This window comes from Stenotrophomonas sp. YIM B13575 (genome assembly GCF_042787595.1).
GTDB lineage: Bacteria > Pseudomonadota > Gammaproteobacteria > Xanthomonadales > Xanthomonadaceae > Stenotrophomonas > Stenotrophomonas lactitubi_B.
This window is the reverse complement of record NZ_JBHZOP010000012.1, coordinates 195,992-218,315: the sequence shown is the minus strand read 5'-3', so window position 1 is coordinate 218,315 and position 22,324 is coordinate 195,992. Positions and strand designations below refer to the sequence as shown.

Below are 22,324 nucleotides of genomic sequence, written 5' to 3'. Positions count from 1 at the left end.
AATGGCGTGAACCATCAACCGGGTATGATGCCGACTTTCTCGCACTTGCCGCGACGCAGCGCGCGCGTTGCTGTTGGCTACGCGCCGGTGCAGCTGAGACCCCACTTACTCCATGCTCGCTTCCTATTCCCCCCTCATCATCTGGGCGGCCGTGGCCGTTGCCACCGTCGGCCTGCTGTTCCGCCCCTTCCGCATTCCGGAGTACGTGTGGGCGCTGGGCGCGGCCGCGCTGCTTCCGCTGCTCGGGGCGGTGTCGCTCGGCACGACCTGGCACGCGGTTGCCGAAGGGCGCGACGTTTATCTGTTCCTGATCGGCATGATGGTGCTGGCCGAGCTGGCACGGCGCGAGGGCCTGTTCGACTGGCTGGCGCTGTATGCGGTGCGGCATGCCGGCGGCTCGGGGCGGCGCCTGTTCGATCTGGTGTTCCTGGTCGGCACGGTAGTAACGGTGTTCCTGTCCAACGATGCCACGGCGGTGGTGCTGACGCCCGCTGTCTATGCGGCATGCAAGGCGGCCCGCGCCAATCCCCTGCCCTATCTGTTCGTCTGCGCGTTCATCGCCAACGCGGCCAGCTTCGTGCTGCCCATTTCCAACCCGGCCAACCTGGTGGTGTACGGCAGCCACATGCCCTCACTGCTGCAGTGGCTGGCACAGTTCGCGCTGCCTTCGTTGGCTGCGATCGGCGCCACCTATCTGGTGCTGCGCTGGGTGCATCGCCGCGAGATCGCACAGCCGCTGGCAGCGTCGCCCGCGCATCGCCCGCTTACCGAGGGTGGCCGGCTGAGTGCGCTGGGCGTGTTGTTCACCGGCACGGTGCTGCTGGTGACCTCGGCAATGAACGGCCCGCTGGGCCTGGCCACCTTCTGTGCGGGCGCGCTGAGCGTCGCGGTGGTGGCGATCCGCCAGCGCCGCGGCCCGCTGCCGCTGTTGCGCCACGTGTCATGGGGCGTGCTGCCGCTGGTGGCCGGCCTGTTCGTGCTGGTTGAAGCGGTGTCGCAGACCGGTGTCATCCAGGTGGCGGCCAGCAACCTGCAGGCGCTGGCGCAGACCTCGCCGCACCAGGCTGGCTGGCTGGCCGGCGCCTCGGCCGCACTGCTCAGCAACGTGGCCAACAATCTGCCGGTGGGTCTGGCGGCCGGCTCGCTGGGACAGATGGCCGAGCTGCCGGCGCAGACGCGCGCGGCATTGCTGATCGGCGTGGACCTGGGCCCGAACCTGTCGGTGACCGGTTCGCTGGCCACCATGCTGTGGCTGGTGGCGCTGCGCCGCGAAGGCGAGCATGTCGGCGCGCTCGACTTCCTGCGGGTCGGCGCGCTTGTGATGCCGCCCGCGCTGATCGGGGCGTTGCTGCTGCTCTGATCAGGGCGCGGGCGCCGTGCTGGCCTAGAACGCCACCTGCAGGCGGGTGTTGAAGGTAGTGCCTTCGTCCTTCCCCGGCCCGGTGCCGCTGCGGTTGTTCGTCTGCCAGCGGATGGCCTCGAACATCACGCGACTGAAATCGTTGAGGTACCAGTTCGTGCCCAGCGTCCACGCGTGGCCGGTACCGCCGCTGGGCAGTTCGGCGTAATCCACGTCTTCATAGCGTGCTTTCAGCTCCCACGCGCCCCTGCCGCCGCGCGTGACAGGGTCGGCCACCTTCACCCGGCCCCAGGTGCCGGCCTTGCCCGAATAGGCCGGCATGGCGCCGGCCAGGAACCAACCGGCCGAGACGGCCCAGGCCTGGTGATCGAGGTCGTAGCGACCGCTGGCATCGGCACCGCGCAGATTGCGGGTGCCCCATTCGCCGGTCGCCCAGGCTGGGCCGAAGAAGCCCGCCAGCTCTGCGCCATAGCCGGTGCTGCGCTCGGCGCCCAGCAGCGTGCCCGGGGTGATCTTGACTAGGTCGTTGAAATGCCCGGCGATGGCCGAGCTGCGCACCACGCTGCTGGCGCCGGCGGCGATCTCCTCGTGGAAGGCCCATGCGCCCAGATGCACCGTCGCGGCGGAACGCTCCATGGGGTTCCAGTGCACGCGCGTGGCCCAGGTCTGGCTGTCGTTGTCGGTGCCAGCGTTGTTGAGGTCATTGCCCGCCACCGAGAGGCTGGCGTGCCAGCCCTTGCCGTACACGCGCTCGGTAAGGCCGACACCGAACAGCCCGCGCTGCGGCAGCATCAAGGTGCCCACCACGTTGCGGTCCTGGAAGGGTGTGTTGGAGGTACTGCTGGAGCCGTCGATGCCGCGATCGTTCAGGCGGTTGCCGACGGTGAGGTCGGCAGGCAGGCCGAACAGGCGGTGATCGACGGTGGCATAGACCGATTTCCAGGCCACGTCGTTGTCGGCGAAATCGCCCTCCACGGCCCAGCCGAGGATGCCGTAACGGCCTTCGGCGCCCAGGCGCACCGAACGGATTTCGGTGCCGGACAGATTGCGGTCGTTCACCGCGGAGCCGTCGGTGCTGGAGGCATCAACAAACAGGCGCCCGCGCGGCCGGAAGGTGACGTTGCCGTCGGCGCTGCTGAACTCCGGCGCGCCCTTCGACCAGGACACCTTGGGCTGTTTGGACTGGCCCGATTCCAGCGCGGCCACCCGGGTTTCCAGCGCAGCCGCGGGCGTTGCCGTTGTCGGTGATTGGGCTGCAGTGCCCTGCCCGCCCTCGACAGCGCGCAGGCGCGCCTCCAGCTGCTGGATCTGCACGGCCTGCTGCTGCACCAGTTGCGAGAGCTGGGCCTGGCTCAGTGGCGCAGGCGGTGATGACGTGGTCTGGGCGCCGGCGTGGCCACTGGCCAACAGCAGGCCAAGCGCGACCGACAGCGCTGCCGGCGGCAGCACGGTGGAATGGTTCATGGTCTCTCTCTCCGGCCAGCCGGCCCCCTGGCCGGGCGCTGGCCTGTTGCGGTGGTGCGGGGGAAGATCGGGGAAGGAGGCGCGCGCCGCCGGATCCAGCCCGGCGGCGCGGCAAGCGGGCTCAGGCAGCCGCGCTCAGCTGGTGGCCTGCGTCTGCGCGTTCGGGCGCCAGGTGATCAGCTTGTTCTCGACCACATCCAGCATTGCGTCGATGACCAGCACGAAGGCGGCCAGGATGATGATGCCGGCGAACACGCCCACGGCATTGAAATTGCCCTCGGCCTGGGCGATCAGGTAGCCCAGCCCTGCCGAGGCACCGAGGTACTCGCCGATGATCGCGCCGACCACGGCGAAACCGACCGAGGTGCGCAGCGAGGACAGGATCCAGCTGGCCGCCGCCGGGAAGTACACGTGGCGCAGCAGGTCGCTGCGGCCTGCGCCGAGGATGCGGGCATTGGCCAGCACCACCGGGTTCACTTCGCGCACGCCCTGCATGGCGTTGAAGAAGGTGGTGAAGAACACCAGCGTGACCGCCAGCGCCACCTTCGACCACAGCCCCAGGCCCAGCCACAACACGAAGATCGGCGCCAGCACCACGCGCGGAATCGCGTTGAAGCCCTTGATGAAGGGGTCCAGGATGCGTGCCGAACGGCGGCTCAGGCCCAGCCACACGCCGCCGGCCACGCCCAGCCCGGTGCCGATGATGTAGCCCAGCGCGGTTTCGGTCAGGGTGATGTAGACGTGCTGGTAGAACGAGGTATCGGACAGCCAGGTCCAGGCCTGCTGCACGATCGCCGTTGGCGAGGGGAAGAAGAACGGATCGATCACGCCCAGCGCGATGCCGCCTTCCCAGCCGCCGAACACAGCGACCACCAGGGCCAGCTGGATGAATTTGTCAGTCTTGGCGTGCATAGCTCTTCTCCACTTCGCCGCGCAGGCAGGCCCAGATGTCGCGGTACAGGTCGGTGAATCGTTCGTCCAGCTTGATTTCGGCCACGTTGCGCGGCCGCTCCAGGTTCACGTCGAAGCTGCGCACGACGCGGCTGGCCGGGCCGGAGGACAGCACCACCACGCGGTCACCCAGCGCGATCGCCTCTTCCAGGTCGTGGGTGATGAGGATCACCGAGCGGCGATCCTCCTGCCACAGCCGCAGCAGTTCGTTCTGCATCAGGTGGCGGGTGTGGATGTCCAGCGCCGAGAACGGCTCGTCCATCAGGATCACCTTCGGCTCGACGATCAACGCCTGCGCCATCTGCACGCGCTTGCGCTGGCCGCCGGACAGCTGGTGCGGGTAGCGGTGCTCGAAGCCACTCAGGCCGACCTTGGCCAGCCAGGCATTGGCCTTGGCCTTGCGCTCGGCTTCAGGCACGCCACGGAAGCGCAGGCCCAGTTCGACGTTCTGGTAGGCGGTCTTCCACGGCAGCAGTGCATCCTGCTGGAACAGATAGCCGACCGATTCCTGCACGCCGCTGACCTTGCGGCCATCGATGGCGACGTCGCCGGACGACGGGGTCAGCAGGCCCGCCACGGAATTGAGGATGGTGCTCTTGCCGCAGCCGGTGGGGCCGACGATGGCGAGGAACTCGCCGTCGCCTACCTGGATGTCGACATCGCGCACGGCGGTGAATTCGCCGAAGGACATGGTCACCTTGTTGATGGCGACCATGGTCTGTGCAGGCTCCAGCTGCGGCGCGCCGTTGAGCTGGCGCACGGTGGCATTGAGGGCCATGGGGTTACCTCCGCTTAACGTTGGGCAGCCGGCGCCGCAGCGTGGGCACGCTCGACGAAGGCATTGGTGTAGGTCCTGGACAGATCGATGTTGGCCTTGGCCACGTCCGTGTTGAATTCGCGCAGCACCTTCAGCGGTGTTTCCAGATCGGCCGCGGTGAAGTGGCCATCGGCGGTGAAGATCGCGCGGGCGTTCTCCACGGCGCGGGCATAGGTGGCGCGGTCGCCGGAGACATAGCTGTCAGGCAGGGCCGCGACGATGTCCTCGGCGCTGTTGTCGGCGATGAACTTCAGTGCCATCTGCTCGGCACGGGCGATCTTTTCGGCCGCTTCCGGGCGCTTGTCCAGGAAGCTCTGGTTGGCGTACATCACCGAGGTCGGGTACAGGCCGCCATAGACCTGGCGTGCGCCTTCATCACTGCGTGCGTCGAGGATGATCCTGCCGACCTTGCGTTCGGTGATCAGGGTGGCGGCAGGATCGTAATTCACCAGCAGGTCGATCTTGCCCTGCTCCAGCGCGGCGACCGCAGCGGCACCGGACCCCACGCCGATCAGCGAGATGCTGTCGACCGGGATGTCATGCTGGGCCAGGAAATGCCGCACGAAGAAGTCCGACGAGGAGCCCGGTGCGGTGATGCCGACCTTCTGGCCCTTGATGGTCTGCGGGCGCGCCGGATCGAACGTGGCGTCTTCGCGGCCGGCCATCACCAGGCCGGAATTGCGCGAGAGCAGCACGAAGGCGACCACGTCCTTGCCCTTGGCCTGCATCTGGATGGTGTGGTCGTAGAAGCCGACGGCCACGTCGGTGGAGTTGGCAACCAGCGCCTGCAGCACCTTGGAGCCACCCTGGGCGAAGTTCTCGGTTTTCACGTCCAGGCCGACGTCCTTGAAGTAGCCCTTGGCATCGGCGATGAAGAACGGCAGGTTGTTGAGGTTGTAGGAACCGACGCTGATGCGCACCGGCGCATTGTCGCCGCCGCGTGCGCCGCCACCGGCGGCAGTGGCGTCCGGCTTGCTGCATCCGGCCGCGGCCAGGCCGACCGCGCACAGCGCGGCCATGAAGAACTGCTTGTACATCATCCCTCCCAGGAGTGAAGCATCTACGTTGTGGTGGCGGGCAAGCACGGCTGTGCCGGCCCGACCGGTTTCAGATCATGCCGCTGACGTCCATTGGCGGGCTTGATTGGCACTGGCCCTGGCGGGCGCGGGCGACGTGGCGAACACGCGACCTTCAAACAGACGACGTGCGGTGCGCACCACGCTGGCGACCACCGGCGCGTCGTCCGAGCTGCGACTGAGGCCCACCTCCAGGGCCCCACTCGGATGTTCGAGGGTAATGCTGCCGGGCAGCGGCAGGCACCCGACCAAAGTGTGGGCCAGCGTGCCCGGGGTGACGGCGGCGGTCGCGATGCCCACTGCACCGGTGATGGCCAGCGCGGTGTGGCACTGGTGCGGCATGAAATAGCGCACCTGCAGCTGCCCGCCGTGTTGCGGTGCGGACAGCAGCACCGGCTTGGGAATGACCTTGTTGCCGGCGTCGGCGATGCCCATGCGGGTGCCGGCCTCGATACGCAGCGCCTCCAGCCGCGCCATGAACGCAGCATCCGCGTTCAGTTCGGCAGGTGAGGCATCGCCGCGTACGCCCAGGTCTTCGGCCTGCACCAGCATCAGCGGCATCGCGCAATCGACCAGGCTGACCGGCACGCCGTCGATGATTTCCCGGGCATGGCCGCTGGGCAGCAGCTTGCCGGTGCGTGCGCCGGCCGCGTCCAGGAAGGACAGCCGCACTGGCGAGGCCGAGCCCGGTGCGCCGGCAATGCGCGTATCACCCCGGTAGACCACGTTGCCGCCCGGGGTTTCCACCGTGGCGATGATCAGCTTGCCGGTGTTGACGTTGTGCACGCGCACTTCGGTCTGCGGGTCCTGTGCCTGTACCAGCCCGCGCTCGATCGCATACGGGCCCACGGCCGCCAGCATGTTGCCGCAGTTGGGCGAGGTATCGACCACCTGCTGCTCCACCCGCACCTGGGCGAACAGGTAGTCCACGTCGGCATCGGGGCGGCTGGAGCGGTCGATGATGGCCACCTTGCTGGTCAGTGCGTTGCCACCGCCGATGCCGTCGATCTGCAGCGGGTGGCCCGAACCCATCACCTCCAGCAGCAGGCGGTCACGCTCGGCGGGATCGGCCGGCAGATCGCTGGCCAGGAAGAACGGGCCCTTGGAGGTGCCGCCGCGCATGAGCACGCAGGGAATGCTGAGCAGATCGTTGGACATACGTGTGATAGATTGATGCGTATAGGGGATGAATTACCCCTCTGTGATTCGATACTGGCATGACCCCAATTGATCTGTGAATTGCTGATTTTTGGATGATTGATACCTGATGAGCATCAATTGCGAAATTCTGGATCTGCGCGCGTTCCTGCTGGTGTCGGAAACCCGCAGCTTCCATCGCGCCGCCGAGATCCTGCATGTTTCCCAGCCGGCGTTGAGCCGACGCATCCAGAAGCTTGAGCAGGCGGTGGGCTCGCCGCTGCTGGAGCGCACCACGCGCAGCGTCAGCACCACGGCCGTGGGCGAGAACCTGCTGCCGCTGGTACGGCGCATGCTGGAAGAGTTCGATGGATCGCTGTTCTCACTGCGCGGCCGCGAAGACACCCGCGGCGCTACCGTGACCATCGCCTGCCTGCCTACGGCGGCGTTCTATTTCCTGCCCAGCGTGATGGCGCGCTTCCACGAAGCGCATCCGAACGTGCGCTTCCGCATCCTGGATATCCCGGCCACCGAGGGCCTGCAGGCGGTGGAGCGTGGCGAAGTCGAGTTCGGCATCAATTTCATGGGCGCCAACGACCCCAATCTCGATTTCGACGTGCTGGCCGAGGATCCGTTCGTGCTGGCGTGCCGGCGCGATCATCCGCTGGCCCGCAAGCGCACGGTGGAATGGGCCGATCTGGCCGAGCACCAGCTGATCACCGTGCATCGCACCAGTGGCAATCGCACGCTGCTGGACGGCGCATTGGCGCGCGAGAACCTCAAGCTGAGCTGGCACTACGAAGTGACCCACCTGTCCACGTCACTGGGCATGGTCGAGGCCGGCATCGGGGTATCGGTGCTGCCGAAAATGGCGACCCCCGACGGCGATCATCCGACGTTGGTGACGCGTTCGATCGGCAATCCGGTGGTGTCGCGCACCATCGGTATCGTGCGCCGTCGCGGTGCCCTGCTCTCGCCCACCGCAGAGCGGTTCCTGCAGATGCTGATGAGCCAGTGGCGCGCGCAGACCTGAGCGCGGCCTAGTCCGCAGGGCGCGTTCCCGCTGTGGCTGTGGTGCCGCCAGCAACGGCGCTGTTGGCCAGCAGCTGCTCGGCCAGGCCGCGGTAGATCGGCACCCGGCAGACCATGCCGGACACGCCCCGGGCAATCAGCACGGTGGCCAGGATCGGCAGCAGCAGATCGCCGCTGTCGGTCAGCTCCAGCGAGATCACTGCCGAGGTCAGCGGCGCCTGGGTCACGCCGGTCAGGTAGGCGCACATGCCCAGCAGCACGAACGCCTTCGGGTCCACCGCCGGCATCAGCACCGCCAGGTTGTGCCCCAGCCCTGCCCCCACCGCCAAGGCGGGTGAGAACAGACCGCCGGGGATGCCCGCCACGTAGGACGCCAGGTTGGCGAGCAGCTTCATCAGGCCGAACTCGTGACCGACGATTGCCTGGCCCTGCACCAGGCTGCGCGCCTGCTCGTAGCCGGTACCGAATGCGCCGTCGCCGAACAGCAGCGCCAGCACCACCACGATCAAGCCACAGGCCGCGGCCAGTGCCACCGGATGGTCCCGCTTGAGCCGGCCCAGCCAACGCGGATGACCGGACATGGTCAGCAGCACGACCCGGGCGAACAGTCCGCCCAGCAGGCCGGCGACCACGCCGCACAGCACAATGGCGCCCCACGCCTGGCCCAGCGGCAGCAGCGCCGAGACGTGGCCGAAGTAGGTGTAGTTGCCCAGCAGGCCCAGGGACACCACGCCGCCCACGATGACCGCCGTGAGCAGGGTGCCCGAGAAGCGGTGCTCGAACCGCCCGCTCAACTCTTCAATGGCGAACACAATGCCCGCCAACGGCGTATTGAAGGCCGCGGCGATGCCCGCTGCGCCCCCTGCCAGCAGGAAATGCGACAGCTCGCGGGGATCCTTGAACCCGTACCAGCGCCCAAACAGGTACATCAGGCTGGCGCCCACGTGCACGGTGGGGCCTTCGCGGCCAACCGACGCGCCGCCAAGCAGGGACAGCGAGGTCAGCAGCAGTTTGCCCGCCGACACCGCAGGCGAGAGGTTGACCTGCCGGAATTCCGGGTCCGGCTGTTCCAGCGATGCGATGACCTGCGGAATGCCGCTTCCCCGGGTGGGCCTGAGCGCGCCGGCGGTGAGCCAGGCCAGCAGCGCGAAGATGCCCGGCGTGAGCAGCAACGCCCACCACGGGGAATGGGCAATGACGCGCTGGAAGACATGGAAGGCGGCATCGCTGGCCTTGGCGAACACGATGGCAACCAGTGCCACGGCCACCGCGCCGCTCCACAAGGCCGCGCGCCGGCGCCATCCTTCGGTCAGCACCATCGCTGACAGGCGTGCGCGGAGAGGTTGAAGATCGAACATCGGTTGATTCTGTGAGCGCCGATGGGCCCAGGGAAGTGGCGAGTGTGGCGGTTGGCGCTGCGGTATCCGGTGAAATGGGCGTCCACCTGCCCTGCCAGTGCCCCCGCCAGGTGCACATCACTCGGCGCAGCTTGCGGTGTTCTTGCCGTGCCGTTTTGCGTGATAGAGCGCCTTGTCCGCCTTCGCCAGCCAGTCCTCTGCGGTGCCTGTGCCAGCGGCGGCGGCGATCCCGATGCTGACGCTGAAGTCGATGTCGGCGGCCTCGGCCGTGCCCGGTTCCTGCAGATGCTGCCTGATCTGCTCGGCCACATTCATGGCCTCCGCTGCTGTGCGCTGACCCAGCAGGACGGCGAACTCATCGCCGCCCAAGCGCGCCGGCATGTCGCCCGGCTGGGCCAGCTGGCGCAGCACTGCCGCGATGCGGCGAAGCACCTCGTCGCCGGCGCGATGGCCGTGCGAATCATTGATCTGCTTGAAATCATCTACATCGAGCATCAGCAGGCACGCGCCCGCGCCCTGGTACGGCCCCTTCTCCAGCACCTGCTGGGCGCGCTGGATCAGGAAGCCGCGGTTGGCCAGTTCGACCAATGGATCCATCCGGCTCAGCCGCTGCAGCTGGCGATTCTGTGATTTCACCCGCCGCGCCAGTCGCCAGCTCAGCACGCTCAGACCGATGCCATAGACGAACAGGAAAGGCAGGCTGAGGACGATCGTGCGCTGCGAGGTGACCGGCTGAAACGGCAAGCCCAGGGCGAGCCAGGCGACCACGAATCCGGCCACCAATGCCAGGGTCGCCCGCGTTGCCAGGCGGATACCCCCGGCGGCGATCTTGTCGGCCACCAGCAGCGCCGCAAACAACGCGCTGGGCACGGTACTGAGGGCCATGAAGGCGATCCACGCGCCTCCGAGCAGGGAGTCGACGATCATGCAGCGGAACTGCACCGCGGCCGGCGCGCGCGCGCGGCGTGTCAGCACCAGCGCCACTGCAGGCCATGCGACGGCATTGAGCAGCAGCAGTACCCACGTCGACGCATCCGCCTGACGCTCCAGGATGATCGAGGCAATCGGAAGCGCCCCCAACCCATTTCCCACGAACCGCATCCAGCCGATGCGCCGTGCAGCGCCGACGCCCTCGACCGCGACTTCCGTTGAATCAGTGAAGAACGGCATTGCCGGCTCTCCCGATCATTTCCCCTGCCATGCGCCCAGACATCCGTTTGCCTGCGAGTCTGGCATCTGCACGTCAACAACAGGTCAATGGCCGGTGCTTGCCACCGGTGTCGATCTCCCAGCGCAACTCGAAGTGCAGTTCCAGTTGCTGTCCCGGCTGCAACCGGGTGGGCGCCAACGTGAACCCATCCGGCGGGCCGGTCTGTGGCTCCACGCAGGTGGCGTGCGCGGCGCCGTCATAGACCACCCAGTGATCGGTGTCGGCGCGCAGTCGCAGCCGCTGGCCGGCGGAAACCAGCGTGACCTCGCGATGGTTGATGAAGCAGTCGTCCCACGGGCCTTGCGCCGGATCGACGCAGGGCAGGACGGCGATTCCCTCTCCGTCGCGGGGGTACATCGCGGCTGGCGCGAACAGCAACCGGTCCGGCTTGCGGAACCACGGGTGCCAGCCGAGCACGGCCGGCATCGGCGTGTCGCCTGCCTGTACGGCCAGTCGCAGTTGCAGGCAGTCGGGCTGCACGTGGATGTGCTGCGATGCCCTGCCCCCGAAGGGCCAATAGCCATCCTCGGGAAGGTCCAACGACAGCGACGCGCCGTCCGATTCAAGGCGGTCGATGCGCCAGGGCCGTGAGAAGCCAACGCCATGAATGGCGTGCACGCCAAAGTTCACCGGTAGCTGATAGCACCTGCCGTCGACGCTGAAGCGTCCCTGCCGGATGCGCCCGGCCCAGGGGACCATGGGATAGCACCCCCAGCCGATGGCGGCCGCCTCCTGCTGTTCGCCGATCAGCCATTCCACACCGTCGAAACGGATTCGGGCGATGCGACCACCGGCCTCCGGTGCCACTGCCACTTCCAGGCTGCCCGCCCGCAACCAGTGCAGCGGACCGGCAGGCATCGCGGCCTGCGCATCATCCTGCGGAGATGTTTCAGGCGCCATAGGGATCGATGGTCCGGATGCTGCCGTCTGCTTCCATGTGCAGCGGCGTGCACTTGACCGAACGCAGGTGGGTGACCCCGCCAGACAACAGCGCGTCGTGGTAGAACAGGTACCACTGCCCCCGGAACGCACAGATGGAGTGATGGGTGGTCCAGCCCACCACGGGGGTGAGGATCACGCCGCGATAGGTGTACGGCCCGTACGGGCTGTCGCTGGTGGCGTAGCACAGCAGATGCGTATCGCCGGTGGAGTACGACAGGTAATACCGGCCCTGGTATTTGTGCAGCCAGGGCCCCTCGAAGAAACGGCGTGCGTGGTCATCGGCGCGCAGTGGCTGTCCGTGCCCGTCCAGGATGACGATCTCGCGCGTGGCTTCGGCCAACCGGGTCATGCTCGCGTCCAGTCGCGCGATACGCGGGCCCAGTGCCGGCGCGTCGCCGGCAGGTTCTTCATGCGCCGGGGCGTAGCGGTTGTCCCGGTACTTCTGCAGCTGGCCACCCCAGATGCCACCGAAACAGAGGTAGTGCGTGCCGTCGTCGTCCTCGAACACGGCCGGGTCGATCGAGTACGCGCCCTCGATGGGCTCGGACTCGGCAGTGAACGGGCCCTCCGGCCGATCCGCCGCCGCAACGCCGATGCGGAACATGCCGTCGGCATCCTTGGCCGGGAAGTACAGGTAGTAGCGGCCATCGCGGCAGGCGGCGTCCGGCGCCCACATCTGCCGGCTGGCCCATGGCACGTCGCGCACATGCAGCGCCACGCCGCAGTCACTGGCCTCGCCGTCGGGCGTGTCCATCCGCAGCACATGGTAGTCCTGCATGCCGAAGTGCCCGCCCTCATCGTCGAAGGGCGCGCCGCTGTCGATGTCGTGCGACGGATAGATGTACAGCCGCCCCTCGAATACGTGCGCCGAAGGGTCGGCGGTGTAGATGTGCGTTACCAGTGGTTGCGAGATGGCGTGTGCTGCCAACTGGTCCAGACGGCTGCCCTGTCGCCGCGACTGCAGCTCCCGCTCGATGCGGGTCTCCATGCGCTTGTTGATCTCGTAGAGGAAAAGCAGCGCTACCGCGGCCAGGAACGGAATGGCGCAGTAGACGCTTACCGTCAGGCGGATACCGTCCACCACGGCCTGCGGCTGCTGCGGGGCGCCTGCCTGGTAGCCATGATGGGCGAGGATGGCGGCGACCAGCGCACCACCGATGCTGAGCCCGATCTTCAGGCCACACAGCATTGCCGAGAAGACGATCGCGGTGGCACGGCGATGGTTCTTCCATTCGGAATAGTCGGCGACGTCGGCGATCATCGCCCACAGCAGCGGGATGGTGATGCCGTAGCAGAACCCGTGCAGCATGAAGGCAGCGAAAGCCACGGCAACCGCCGTGGGCGGAAAGAAATAGAACGCCAGCAGGAACACGGTGGACACCAACAGTGCACCACCAAAGACATCACGCTTGCCGAACCGGTCGGCCAGGCGGCGCGACACGCCGATGCCCAGGATCATGCAGACGATGCCGCAGGCGTTGAACAGGCTGAATGCCGACGTTGCCGGGTCCTTCGGCCAGGCGAACCCGGACAGGCCCATGCCGTTGAGCGCCGCGTTGACGGCAGCGATGAAGCGGTTGAATCCGGAGCTGTCGAGAAAACCCGCCAGGGCGGCTTCGCTCATGTAGTACTGGAAGTAGTAGACGTAGGTGCCGCCCTTCAGGGACAGGTTGATGAAAACCAGGATGGTGAGGGCCAGCATCACCTTCCAAGGACGGTTTCGCAGCAGATCGGACAGGTCCTGCAGCACGCCGGCGGTCTGTTCCTTCGCCGGTACGATGCGCTCGCGCGTGGTGGCGAAGGTGATCAGGAAGAACACGGTTCCCACTGCCGCGAACACGGTCATGACCCGCTCGAAGCCCAGCACACGGTCGCCGTCGCCGAGGATCAACACCAGCGGCAACAGCAGCACCTGGATGATGAACTGCGCGACCATCACCGCCACGAAGCGGTAGGCCGACAGGCTGTTGCGCTGGGCCATGCTGCCGGTGAGCACGCCGCTGAGCGCCGAGTACGGCAGGTTGTTGGCCGCATACACGAGCATCAGCAGGCCGTAGGTGGTCACGGCGTAGATGATCTTGCCGCGCGGCGCCAGGTCGGGGGTGCTGAAAGCAAGCAGCGACAGCGCCCCGAATGGAAGTGCGGTCCACAGGATCCACGGCCGGAACTTGCCCCACCGGCTGGCCGTCCGGTCGGCGGCGATGCCGATCAATGGAGTGAACACGAACGCCCCGAGCACGCCGATCACGAAGATGATCGTTGCGGCCGTGGCCGGCGGCAGCCGGAACACATCGGTGTAGAAGAACGCGAGGTACGTGATCAGCGTCTGGAAGATCAGGTTCGCCGCGAGGTCGCCCAGGCTGTAGCCGAGCTTCTCCCGGATGGACAGCGTGTGCTCGGTGCTTTCCATGCGACGTGCATCAGTCACGGTTGGCCTCCACGCGGAACCCGACCTTCGCACGGATGTCGGCGCTGGAGCTTCCCACCCTCACTTCATACGCACCCGCCGGCACCGCATAGCCGCCGCGCGCTTCGTCATACTGGCGCAGGTCCTGCTGTGCCTGCAGATCGAACGCTACGGTGCGCCGCTCGCCGGCGGCCAGGTGGACGCGCTGGAAGCCGCGCAATGTCTGGCGTGCGTCGCCGGGACCCGCCTCCAGCCGCCGTACATACAGCTGGACCACTTCGTCGCCGGCACGCTTGCCGGTGTTGGCTATCTCGACCTGCACCCTGAGCTTGCCGTCGTGGGTGATGCGCGCCGAATCAAGCTGCAGCCTGCCATAGTCGAACCGGGTATAGGACAGCCCATGACCGAACGGATACAGCGGCGTGCCGCGGAAGTAGCGGTAGGTGCGGCCTTCCATCGTGTAGTCGTTGAACGCGGGCAATGTGTCATCCGCCCTGTAGAAGGTCACCGGCAGGCGCCCGCCGGGATTGACTTCGCCGAACAGCGCCTGGCCGACGGCGGTGCCACCGCGCTGGCCGGGATACCAGCTCATCAGGATGGCGGACAGATTCTGCTGCGCCCACTCCACCGCCATCGCCGAGCCACCAGTGAGCACAATCACCACCGGCTTGCCAGTGGCGTGCAGCGCTTCCAGCAGCGTGCGCTGTGGCGCGGGCAGGCGCAGGTCGGTACGGTCCCCGCCGGCGAAGCCCGGGTAGTTGACCTTCATTTCTTCGCCTTCGACATCGCCGGTGAGGCCGCCCACGAACACCACCACGTCGGCGTTGCGCGCGGCCTCCAGCGCCGCTTCGAACGGCGGCTTGGCACCGGGCATGCGCCACCCCAGGCGGACACCGGCGTCGCGCTCGGCGTCGAAGTACTCAAGCCTCAGGTCATAGGCGCGGCCGGCCTGCAGGTCCAGGTCCACGCCATCGCCGCGCAGGCGATCGCTGTTGGCCCAGTGGTCGAGCACCCGCTTGCCGTCCACGTAGAGGCGGAAACCATCGTCGGCAGCCGCCTCGATCCGGTAGCGCCCCGAGACGGGCGGCAGCAGCTGGCCACTCCAGCGGATGCTGAAACCATCGCTGGGGATGCCCTGCCCCGGCGCGGCTTCACCACGGGCCAGCAGGTTGTCGGTGGGAGAGCCCCGGTCCCAGCGGAATCCGATCTGGGCATCGGTGCGCACCAGCGCCGGCGTGCCGGAAAGATCAGCGGTACGGAAGTACTCGCCACGCAGGCCGCGCTCCGGGGAATCGGCCGAGGGGCGCAGGTAGGTCGCTTCGATCAAGGGCGTGGCGCTGGGATCGTCGCGCCCTTCAACCAGGTCCACGCCGCGTGCGTAGCTCACCTCGATGCCCTTGGCGGCATCGCGGATGCCCTGCAGCAGGGTGACCGGCGCGGCTGGGGTGCCGAAGTAGTTGCCCAGCAGTGCCATGGTGTCATCGGCGGTGGGGCCGATCACGGCGATGCGCTTGAGGGTGCGCGACAGCGGCAGCACGCCATCGTTCTTCAGCAATACCAGCGATTCCTGGGCGGCCTTCAGGGCCAGCGCATCATGCGCCGGGGCCTGGTTGACCGACGCGGGAATCCGCGCCCAGCGCACGCGCTCGGGCGGGTCGAACATGCCCAGCCGCATCCGCGCGGCGAACAGGCGGGTCACCGCATCGTCGATCTCCGCCTCGCTGATCAGGCCCTGCCGTACGGCGGCTGGCAGCGTGGCGTATTCCTGGCCGCACTCCAGTTCGGTGCCGTTCCTGACCGCCAACGCGGCAGCAGCCTCGCGGCTGGGAACGATCCGGTGATGCTTCCAGATGTCGACGATGGCCCAGCAGTCGGATACCACGTAGCCCTTGAAGCCCCAATCGCGGCGCAGCACATCGCGCAGAAGGAAGCGGCTGGCGCTGGCGGACTCGCCATACACCCGGTTGTAGGCCCCCATCACCGCGTCCACCTGCCCCTCCTTCACCAGCGCCTCGAACGCCGGCAGGTAGGTGTCATACAGGTCGCGCTTGCTGGGGCGGGCATCGAAGTGGTGGCGATCAGCTTCGGGGCCGCTGTGCACGGCCAGGTGCTTGGCGGTGGCGTCGAGCTTGCGGTACACCGGGTCGTCACCCTGCAGGCCGTGCACGAAGGCCACGCCCATGCGGGCGGTGAGGTACGGGTCCTCGCCGTAGGTTTCCTGGCCGCGGCCCCATCGCGGGTCTCGGAAGATGTTGATGTTCGGTGACCAGTAGGTCAGCCCCTGATAGCGGCCATGCGAGCCTTCGCGGAGGAACTGGTGGTGCTTGGCACGGGCCTCGTCGCTGATGGTGCTGGCAACCTGCCCCATCAGCGGCACATCGAACGTGGCCGCCAGGCCGATGGCCTGCGGAAACACGGTTGCCTGCCCTGCCCGCGCCACGCCATGCAGGCCCTCGTTCCACCAGTCGTACGCGGGAACGCCCAGGCGCTCGATTGCGGGCGCGGCGTTCTGCATCTGCGCTGCCTTCTCCTCCAGGGTCATCCGTGCGACCAGGGCGGCGGCGCGGGTTTCAACGCTGGCCGAGGTGTCGAGCCAGGGCGCAGGTCCGGTAGCGTGACCGGTCGTTGCCAGCGCGATGGCAGCGCACAGGGCCAGCGTGCGGAAGATGGGAGTGCGCGTCATCATTTGCTCCTCAGGGCACGCTCGTCGCGCGCGAATGGTCCCAGCAGGGCGCCGACGAAGCCGCCTGCACGATCCGTACTCAATACCGTTCCGTCCACGTCATCGGCCAGTGTCTGCCAGCCACGCCCGTCGCCGCTGTCGAAGGCGAACGCATAGCGGCCTTCGTCACCGGCGATCTTCAGGCGCAGCGACGCGGTCGCCATCGCCTCACGGGTTGCCAGTGTGCGGGCATCGCCGCTGCCGTCGCGCGCTTCGAGAAAGACCGCCACGCGATCAGCGCCAATGCTGCGGACGCCCAGGAAGTACCAGTGCGTCTCGTTCTGGAAAGCTGCCAGGCCGGCGGCCACGCCTGCTGCCGGGCGGGTCATATCGGTACTGGCCTCGAAGCGCAGGTGCTGCTGGCGTCGGCCGAGGAACGCGGGGTTGCGCAGTGTGTCCAGGTTCTCCGCCAGCGGATGCACAGCCAACGCCCCCGGCCGCTCACGCAGGTCGGCCCACGGCTGCTTGGGGACGCGCACGCGCAGCCAGCCGCTGCCGAGTGTCGGCGCATCGAATTCGTCGCGCTCGATGAAGTTGCCGGTGGACGGCGCCTGCGACGCCTCGCCCTGCATCCACGAGGGCGCTCTGGCCGCATACGGAATGGCCTGGTTGGCCGGCAGGATCACCGGCCAGCCGTCCTGCCATTGCACCGGCAGCAGATAGGTCTCGCGCCCGGTGTTGTAGTGGCGGATGTCGTAGTTGCGGCTGGCAAGGAACACCGCCCACCAGGAGCCGTCCGGACCTTCCACCAGATCGGCATGCCCGGCATTGGTGATCGGCAGTGGCCTGCCATCGGGCAGGTCGCGCTGGGTGAGAATCGGATTGCCCGCATATGGCACGTAAGGCCCCCACACCTCGCGGCTGCGCAGCACCACCTGCGAGTGCTGCGGGCCGGTGCCGCCTTCCGCATCGGAGAGGTAGTACCAGCCATCGCGCCTGTAGAGGTGCGGCCCCTCGATCCAGATCGGGTTCCTGGCCGGCTCCACCCCGCCGTCGATCAACACCCTGCGCGGTCCCACCGGGGTGAAACGCTCCAGATCGATCTGCTGCATCCAGATGGCACGGTGGCCCTCGTAGCGTGGCGGGCCGGGCGGTACATCGTTGTTGAGCAGATACACGGTGCCGTCATTGTCGAAGAACAACGACGGATCGATGCCGTCGATGCCGGGCAGCCAGTGCGGATCGGACCAGGGACCGGCGGGATCGCGCGCGGTCGCGATGAAATTGCCGCCGCTGTCGACGGCCGTGGTGACCACGTAGAACATGCCGTCGTGGTAACTGATGGCCGGTGCGAAGATGCCACGCGACACGCCCAGGCCGTCGAAGTCCAGCTGCGATGGCCGGTCGATCACGTTGCCGATCTGCTTCCAGTGCACCAGGTCCACGCTTTCGAACACCGGGATGCCCGGGAAGTAGGTGAAGCTGGAGTTGACCAGATAGAAGCGCCCGTTTGCGGCGACGACGCTGGGGTCGGCATGGAACCCGGCAAGAATGGGGTTGCGATAGTGTCCGGCCGGCAACGGCGCATCGAATGCCGCGTCGCGACCGCGGTACTCGAACCAGTCGAAGTAGACCGGCGGCGCAGGCGCCGCTGCCCACGCCTGCGGCAGGAATGAAGACAACACGAGCAGTGAGGCCAGCAGCAGGCGCATCAGGGAACCTCCGCAGGAGAAATGGAAAGCTCGAAGGGACCGGCGGGCGCGCCGCTGCTGTCGTGCAGGGTGCACACCGGGCCATCGGCCCAGCAGTAGCGCACGCGGGCGGCGAAAACGGTCTCGGCGCCGCGCAGCACGACGTCGTGACCGTCCAGCACCGCGTCGGCGTAGTGGCAGTGGCGCGCATCGGCGTCGCACAGCTCGAAGCCGATGGGACCGTTCGCGCCGGTCGTGACCAGAGCGCCGGCCACGTCGTCGAACGCGATGCGTACACCGGCCCGCGTGGCCGATGCCTGGCGCGCTATCGGGCCGGACGGCGCTACGCCGCGCTCGCTGTAGACCACATGACGCGCTGCCCGCGCCAGTCGCCGGCCCACTTCCTGCTTGTTCGGCGGGTGGATGTCGTAGGCATCGCCGATGTCGATGGCCACCGCCAGCCCGGTGCGCGGGTCTTCCACCGCAGCGAGCCGCTGCGCTTGGCGCACCTGCGCCCAGCCACTTTCAACCGGCGCCACGGCTGGCTGGCCATAGCCGGCCAGTTGCACCAGCAGCAGCGGCGTGTGCGCGCCGAACCGTCTCCGCCAGTCGTCGCGCAGGCTGCGCAGGCGTGCGAGGTATGCCATTGCGTCGCCGGTATTGGATTCACCCTGGTACCACAGCACGCCGCGCAGGCCATAGCCGCCCAGTGGCGAAATCATGCCGTTGTACAGCGTCGACAGTCCTGTAGCGGCATGCCACGGTGCCAGCGGCGGCGCCTGTACACCGGGCGCCATCCGATACTGCCAGCGCGCATCCAGCGCGATGCGTGTACCGTCATCCAGGCGGATGGCGTGCGCACTTGCGGGCCCTGCAAGCCCACCCTCACCGTAGGTGTCCAGGACATTGATCACCACCGTGTTGGCACCGGCCTTCAGCAACCCGGGCGGCAGCGCATACGTCCGCCGCTCACCCGCGCCGTACTGGCTGCCCACGGCGACGCCGTTCACCCAGGTCATGTCCGTCTCGTCGACGGGACCCAGCTCAAGCCACGCGTGCTTGCCGGCCTGCGCGGCCGTCAGGGTCACCTGGGTGCGGTACCAGGCCATGCCGTTGTAGCCGGCCAGCGCCGGCACACCCCAGCGCTCCCACGCGCCGAGCGTGGCCGGTGCGCGTTGCCATCCGCTGCTGTCGGTGCCGGGCTGCCAGGGCGTATCGGCGGCGGCACCTTCGCGTGTTGTCCACCAGTGTTGCCAGTGCTGGCCCCAGCGGGCGTTTGCCGCTGCGGGATCGCGGGCAGACAAGGCGAGCACGTCCAGTGCTGGCCCCATGCCGCCCTGCATGCGCAGGGCATCGGTGCTGGTCCAGGCCTCGATGCGCGAACCGCCCCACGCCGCCTGGATCAAGCCCATGGGGACATCGACCGTCTTCTGCAGTTCGCGCGCAAAGTAGAAGCACGCAGCGGAAAAGTCGCGCACCGTGTCCGGCGCCGCCATATGCCATGCCACAGACGCCGGAAAATCACTCTGTGGTGAAACCGCCGCCGCCTTCGGTACGGTGAACAGGCGGATCTTCGGTTGCGTGGCGCTGGCGATCTCGCTGTCTGCGTCCAGCGTGCGCCGCACCGGCAGTTCCATGTTCGACTGCCCGGAACACAACCAGACGTCGCCGATCTGCACGTCGTGCACGATCTGGGTTGCGTCCCCCGCACGCACCGACATTGCATGGGGGCCGCCGGCGGCCATGGACGGCAGCGTTGCCTGCCAGCGGCCGTCGGCTGCCGCGTGGGTGCTGACCGTCCGCCCTGCAACGGTCACCGAAACCGTGGCACCTGGCGCGGCCCGGCCCCATACCGGAACCGGCTGCTCACGCTGCAGCACGGCGTGATCCTGGAACAACGGATGCAGCAGCGCCATCCCTGGTTCCTGCGCCGCTGCATTCGTGGCACAGCCGCCCATGGCGACCACCAGCATCCAGCCCACCCACGACGTCGGCTTCATCGCCCATCTCCCGGTGCGGACGGAAACTGCAACGCCTGGTACCAGGCCAGCGGATGCGGCGGCGCGGCTTCGCCTGCGGGCAACGGCCTGCCGCTCACCGACTGGAAGTACGCCACGCTGGCATCGCGCCACCACTGTGCTTCGCGCAGCTGGATACGCAGGAAGGCCGCGACCTGCGCATGCCGTTGTGCATCCACCCTGCCCTGCAGCCCTGCCCAGGTGCCCTGCATGCCCTGCACCTGCCGTACCCCCTGCGAGTAGCGCGCGACCAGCTCGTCCCACAGTGTCCGCCCCGAGGCCATGCGGTGGTCCCACGGCACGTGGTGGAACCACAGCAGCAGCGGCGCTGGAACCCGCGCCAGGTCGCCATACTGCTCAGCCACGCCGGGGGAATACTGGGCCACGGCATTGCTGCCGCCTGCGGTGCGGTCGAAGCCGATGCCGCTGTGATCCGCACGGTGGTAGTACACCGACGTCCAGTCCGCGCGTGGGCCGCCATCGACCCACGGACCCGGACCATGGTGGTGTCCCCGCGCCATCAGATGGTGCAGGCCCAGCGGGGTCATGTAGTTCACCGCGGCCTCGCGCGAGGCCATCATCATCCCGACAATGGGCTGCACCACGCCGGGATCGGCCGAGAAGGTCAGCGCCGCCCAATCTGCCGCGATGTCCCCGGCCGATTGCCGCGGATCCCACGCAAGGCGCCCGAAGGCGTACCAGTTGGCCTGGTCGTAATGCGATCCACTCCAGGTGCGATCGGTGCCGATGTTGGCGACGCCGGCCATGCCGGCCAGGGATCGCGCCACGGTGGAACCTTTGCCGCGTGCGCGGGTGTCGGCCCGCAGCACTTCCTCGTACAACGGCCCCAGGTAAACCAGATGCGTGGCGAAGCCCAGGTATTCCTTGGTGATCTGCACTTCCATCATCAGTGGCGTGCGCGGCATGGCCCCGAACAGCGGATGGAACGGCTCACGCGGCTGGAAGTCGATGGGCCCGTTCTTCACCTGCAGGACTACGTTCGGGCGGAAGGCGCCGTCCAGGCCGGCAAATTCGCTGTAGGCCTGCGTGGCCCGGTCGGCGGGAACGTCGTGCGCATAGACGAAGGCGCGCCACATCACCACGCCACCGTGCGGGGCCAGTGCATCGGCCAGCAGGTTGGCGCCGTCGGCGTGCGAGCGGCCATAGTCCTGCGGGCCGGGCTGCCCTTCCGAATTGGCTTTCACCAGGAAGCCGCCGAAATCGGGAATGCGTGCATAGATCTCGGCGGCCTTGTCCCGCCACCAGCGCTGCACGCCCGGGTCGAGCGGATCGGCGGTGTCGAGCCCGCCCAGCTCGATGGGTGCGCTGAAGCGTGCGCTCAGGTAGACGCGAATGCCGTACGGCCGGAACAGATCCGCCAGTGTTGCCGCTTTGTCGAGATACTGCGGCGCAAGACTCTGTGCGTTTGAATTCACGTTGTTGAGCACGGTGCCGTTGATGCCTACGGACGCATTGGCACGTGCGTAGTCGGTGTAGCGCGGGTCGCGCCATTCCGGCAGCGTCTGCCAGTCCCACAGTGACTGGCCTGCATAGCCGCGCTCCACATACCCGTCGAGGTTGTCCCAATGGTTGAGCACGCGCAGCCGAAGCCGTGGCGATTGACGCACATCGAGGGCATCGATCCTCGCGCCCGTCTGCAGCAGCCGCAGCAGATGGAACACGCCATACAGCACGCCGATATCCCGTGATGCGGCGACCAGCAGCACATCGCGCTGGCCCACCCGTGTGCGCTTGAGCAGGTAGCCCTCCTCGCCCAGTGACTGCAACTGCGCCCGCAACGGTGCGATCAACGCTGACGACTGCGGAGTACCCAGCACCAGCGCGGGACCGATGGCCGCCGTACCCGGTGCCTGCGGATCGCTGCCGAGCAGTCCGCCGAGTCCACGCTCCAGCTCATCGCGCGCGGCGCGCTGCGTGGCCGTCTGATCAGGGGCCACCACCTGCCCCAGGCGGGTGCGGTAGTGGGCAGCGAGCGTCGGCTCGAGCGGGGCGTAACGCATCCACAGCGCGTAGCCATCCTCTGCGCGTGCGTTGCCCATGCAGGCCAGCAACGCCAGCACGCTGGCGAACATCCAATGACACCGCTCGCCATCGAAACGGAACCGCAGGGTGGCCAGCAAACCTTGTAAGCTCGGCGCGTGCGCTGGATGCAGCAGCGTCACAAAGAAGAACGGGAGC

The 22,324-nt window shown here is 67.7% G+C and carries 15 protein-coding genes and 1 pseudogene; 2 read left to right on the top strand and 14 right to left on the bottom strand.

Going from position 1 to position 22,324, the window contains the following annotated elements; genetic code table 11:
* Window positions 1-112 precede the first annotated feature (112 nt).
* A complete protein-coding gene (locus ACFX4F_RS03150) occupies window positions 113-1,360 on the top strand; it encodes an arsenic transporter (RefSeq protein ID WP_380652181.1) in 1,248 nt (415 codons plus the stop codon).
* Window positions 1,361-1,384: 24 nt separating this feature from the next.
* On the opposite strand, the gene ACFX4F_RS03145 is transcribed toward ACFX4F_RS03150, so the two are convergent.
* The 5 genes from ACFX4F_RS03145 to ACFX4F_RS03125 form a co-directional block, all read right to left on the bottom strand.
* Entirely contained in the window at window positions 1,385-2,824 is a 1,440-nt protein-coding gene (locus tag ACFX4F_RS03145) for an OprO/OprP family phosphate-selective porin (protein WP_380652178.1), read from the bottom strand.
* A gap of 135 nt (window positions 2,825-2,959) precedes the next feature.
* Entirely contained in the window at window positions 2,960-3,736 is a 777-nt protein-coding gene (locus ACFX4F_RS03140) for an ABC transporter permease (RefSeq protein ID WP_089235668.1), read from the bottom strand.
* Entirely contained in the window at window positions 3,720-4,553 is an 834-nt protein-coding gene (locus ACFX4F_RS03135) for an ABC transporter ATP-binding protein (RefSeq protein WP_099818456.1), read from the bottom strand. Before ACFX4F_RS03135 ends, ACFX4F_RS03140 begins: the two co-directional genes overlap by 17 nt.
* A gap of 14 nt (window positions 4,554-4,567) precedes the next feature.
* A complete protein-coding gene (locus tag ACFX4F_RS03130; protein WP_380652174.1) occupies window positions 4,568-5,629 on the bottom strand; it encodes an ABC transporter substrate-binding protein in 1,062 nt (353 codons plus the stop codon).
* A 75-nt stretch (window positions 5,630-5,704) separates the two neighbouring features.
* Window positions 5,705-6,826 carry a 4-oxalomesaconate tautomerase gene (locus ACFX4F_RS03125; protein WP_380652171.1) on the bottom strand — a complete coding sequence of 374 codons (1,122 nt, stop codon included), beginning with the start codon at window positions 6,824-6,826 and terminating at the stop codon, window positions 5,705-5,707.
* Window positions 6,827-6,935: 109 nt separating this feature from the next.
* On the opposite strand from ACFX4F_RS03125, the gene ACFX4F_RS03120 reads away from it, so the two are divergent.
* Window positions 6,936-7,838 (top strand): LysR family transcriptional regulator, encoded by a 903-nt coding sequence (locus ACFX4F_RS03120; protein ID WP_099818458.1) that lies wholly within the window; start codon window positions 6,936-6,938, stop codon window positions 7,836-7,838.
* A gap of 7 nt (window positions 7,839-7,845) precedes the next feature.
* On the opposite strand, the gene ACFX4F_RS03115 is transcribed toward ACFX4F_RS03120, so the two are convergent.
* From ACFX4F_RS03115 to ACFX4F_RS03075, 9 genes and pseudogenes are all read right to left on the bottom strand, one after another.
* The gene (locus ACFX4F_RS03115) at window positions 7,846-9,195 is read right to left on the bottom strand and encodes a chloride channel protein (RefSeq protein WP_380652167.1); all 1,350 of its coding nucleotides are present in this window, start codon (window positions 9,193-9,195) and stop codon (window positions 7,846-7,848) included.
* 117 nt (window positions 9,196-9,312) lie between these two features.
* The gene (locus ACFX4F_RS03110; protein WP_380652164.1) at window positions 9,313-10,365 is read right to left on the bottom strand and encodes a diguanylate cyclase; all 1,053 of its coding nucleotides are present in this window, start codon (window positions 10,363-10,365) and stop codon (window positions 9,313-9,315) included.
* A 73-nt stretch (window positions 10,366-10,438) separates the two neighbouring features.
* Window positions 10,439-11,305 carry an aldose 1-epimerase gene (locus tag ACFX4F_RS03105; protein ID WP_380652161.1) on the bottom strand — a complete coding sequence of 289 codons (867 nt, stop codon included), beginning with the start codon at window positions 11,303-11,305 and terminating at the stop codon, window positions 10,439-10,441.
* A complete protein-coding gene (locus ACFX4F_RS03100) occupies window positions 11,295-12,311 on the bottom strand; it encodes a glycoside hydrolase family 43 protein (RefSeq protein ID WP_380652263.1) in 1,017 nt (338 codons plus the stop codon). The genes ACFX4F_RS03105 and ACFX4F_RS03100 overlap by 11 nt, the downstream gene beginning before the upstream one ends.
* Window positions 12,288-13,757, bottom strand: a pseudogene (locus tag ACFX4F_RS03095) (MFS transporter); the annotation flags it as partial. The pseudogene ACFX4F_RS03095 and the gene ACFX4F_RS03100, both read right to left, overlap by 24 nt.
* 10 nt (window positions 13,758-13,767) lie before the next feature.
* Entirely contained in the window at window positions 13,768-16,440 is a 2,673-nt protein-coding gene (locus tag ACFX4F_RS03090) for a glycoside hydrolase family 3 C-terminal domain-containing protein (protein WP_380652158.1), read from the bottom strand.
* Window positions 16,437-18,128, bottom strand: a complete 1,692-nt coding sequence (locus tag ACFX4F_RS03085; protein WP_099818464.1) for a glycoside hydrolase family 43 protein — start codon at window positions 18,126-18,128, stop codon at window positions 16,437-16,439. The genes ACFX4F_RS03090 and ACFX4F_RS03085 overlap by 4 nt, the downstream gene beginning before the upstream one ends.
* Window positions 18,128-20,107 (bottom strand): sialate O-acetylesterase, encoded by a 1,980-nt coding sequence (locus tag ACFX4F_RS03080; protein ID WP_099818465.1) that lies wholly within the window; start codon window positions 20,105-20,107, stop codon window positions 18,128-18,130. Before ACFX4F_RS03080 ends, ACFX4F_RS03085 begins: the two co-directional genes overlap by 1 nt.
* Window positions 20,104-22,218 (bottom strand): alpha-glucuronidase family glycosyl hydrolase, encoded by a 2,115-nt coding sequence (locus ACFX4F_RS03075; protein ID WP_099818466.1) that lies wholly within the window; start codon window positions 22,216-22,218, stop codon window positions 20,104-20,106. Before ACFX4F_RS03075 ends, ACFX4F_RS03080 begins: the two co-directional genes overlap by 4 nt.
* Window positions 22,219-22,324 lie beyond the last annotated feature (106 nt).

Bases quoted from the DNA above. Each gene is read 5' to 3' on its own strand.
- ACFX4F_RS03115 (WP_380652167.1), bottom strand. From the start codon at position 9,195: ATGTTCGATCTTCAACCTCTCCGCGCACGCCTGTCAGCGATGGTGCTG.
- ACFX4F_RS03085 (WP_099818464.1), bottom strand. From the start codon at position 18,128: ATGCGCCTGCTGCTGGCCTCACTGCTCGTGTTGTCTTCATTCCTGCCG.
- ACFX4F_RS03105 (WP_380652161.1), bottom strand. From the start codon at position 11,305: ATGGCGCCTGAAACATCTCCGCAGGATGATGCGCAGGCCGCGATGCCT.
- ACFX4F_RS03120 (WP_099818458.1), top strand. From the start codon at position 6,936: ATGAGCATCAATTGCGAAATTCTGGATCTGCGCGCGTTCCTGCTGGTG.
- ACFX4F_RS03090 (WP_380652158.1), bottom strand. From the start codon at position 16,440: ATGATGACGCGCACTCCCATCTTCCGCACGCTGGCCCTGTGCGCTGCC.
- ACFX4F_RS03075 (WP_099818466.1), bottom strand. From the start codon at position 22,218: ATGTTCGCCAGCGTGCTGGCGTTGCTGGCCTGCATGGGCAACGCACGC.
- ACFX4F_RS03135 (WP_099818456.1), bottom strand. From the start codon at position 4,553: ATGGCCCTCAATGCCACCGTGCGCCAGCTCAACGGCGCGCCGCAGCTG.
- ACFX4F_RS03110 (WP_380652164.1), bottom strand. From the start codon at position 10,365: ATGCCGTTCTTCACTGATTCAACGGAAGTCGCGGTCGAGGGCGTCGGC.
- ACFX4F_RS03150 (WP_380652181.1), top strand. From the start codon at position 113: ATGCTCGCTTCCTATTCCCCCCTCATCATCTGGGCGGCCGTGGCCGTT.
- ACFX4F_RS03130 (WP_380652174.1), bottom strand. From the start codon at position 5,629: ATGTACAAGCAGTTCTTCATGGCCGCGCTGTGCGCGGTCGGCCTGGCC.
- ACFX4F_RS03140 (WP_089235668.1), bottom strand. From the start codon at position 3,736: ATGCACGCCAAGACTGACAAATTCATCCAGCTGGCCCTGGTGGTCGCT.
- ACFX4F_RS03145 (WP_380652178.1), bottom strand. From the start codon at position 2,824: ATGAACCATTCCACCGTGCTGCCGCCGGCAGCGCTGTCGGTCGCGCTT.
- ACFX4F_RS03080 (WP_099818465.1), bottom strand. From the start codon at position 20,107: ATGAAGCCGACGTCGTGGGTGGGCTGGATGCTGGTGGTCGCCATGGGC.
- ACFX4F_RS03125 (WP_380652171.1), bottom strand. From the start codon at position 6,826: ATGTCCAACGATCTGCTCAGCATTCCCTGCGTGCTCATGCGCGGCGGC.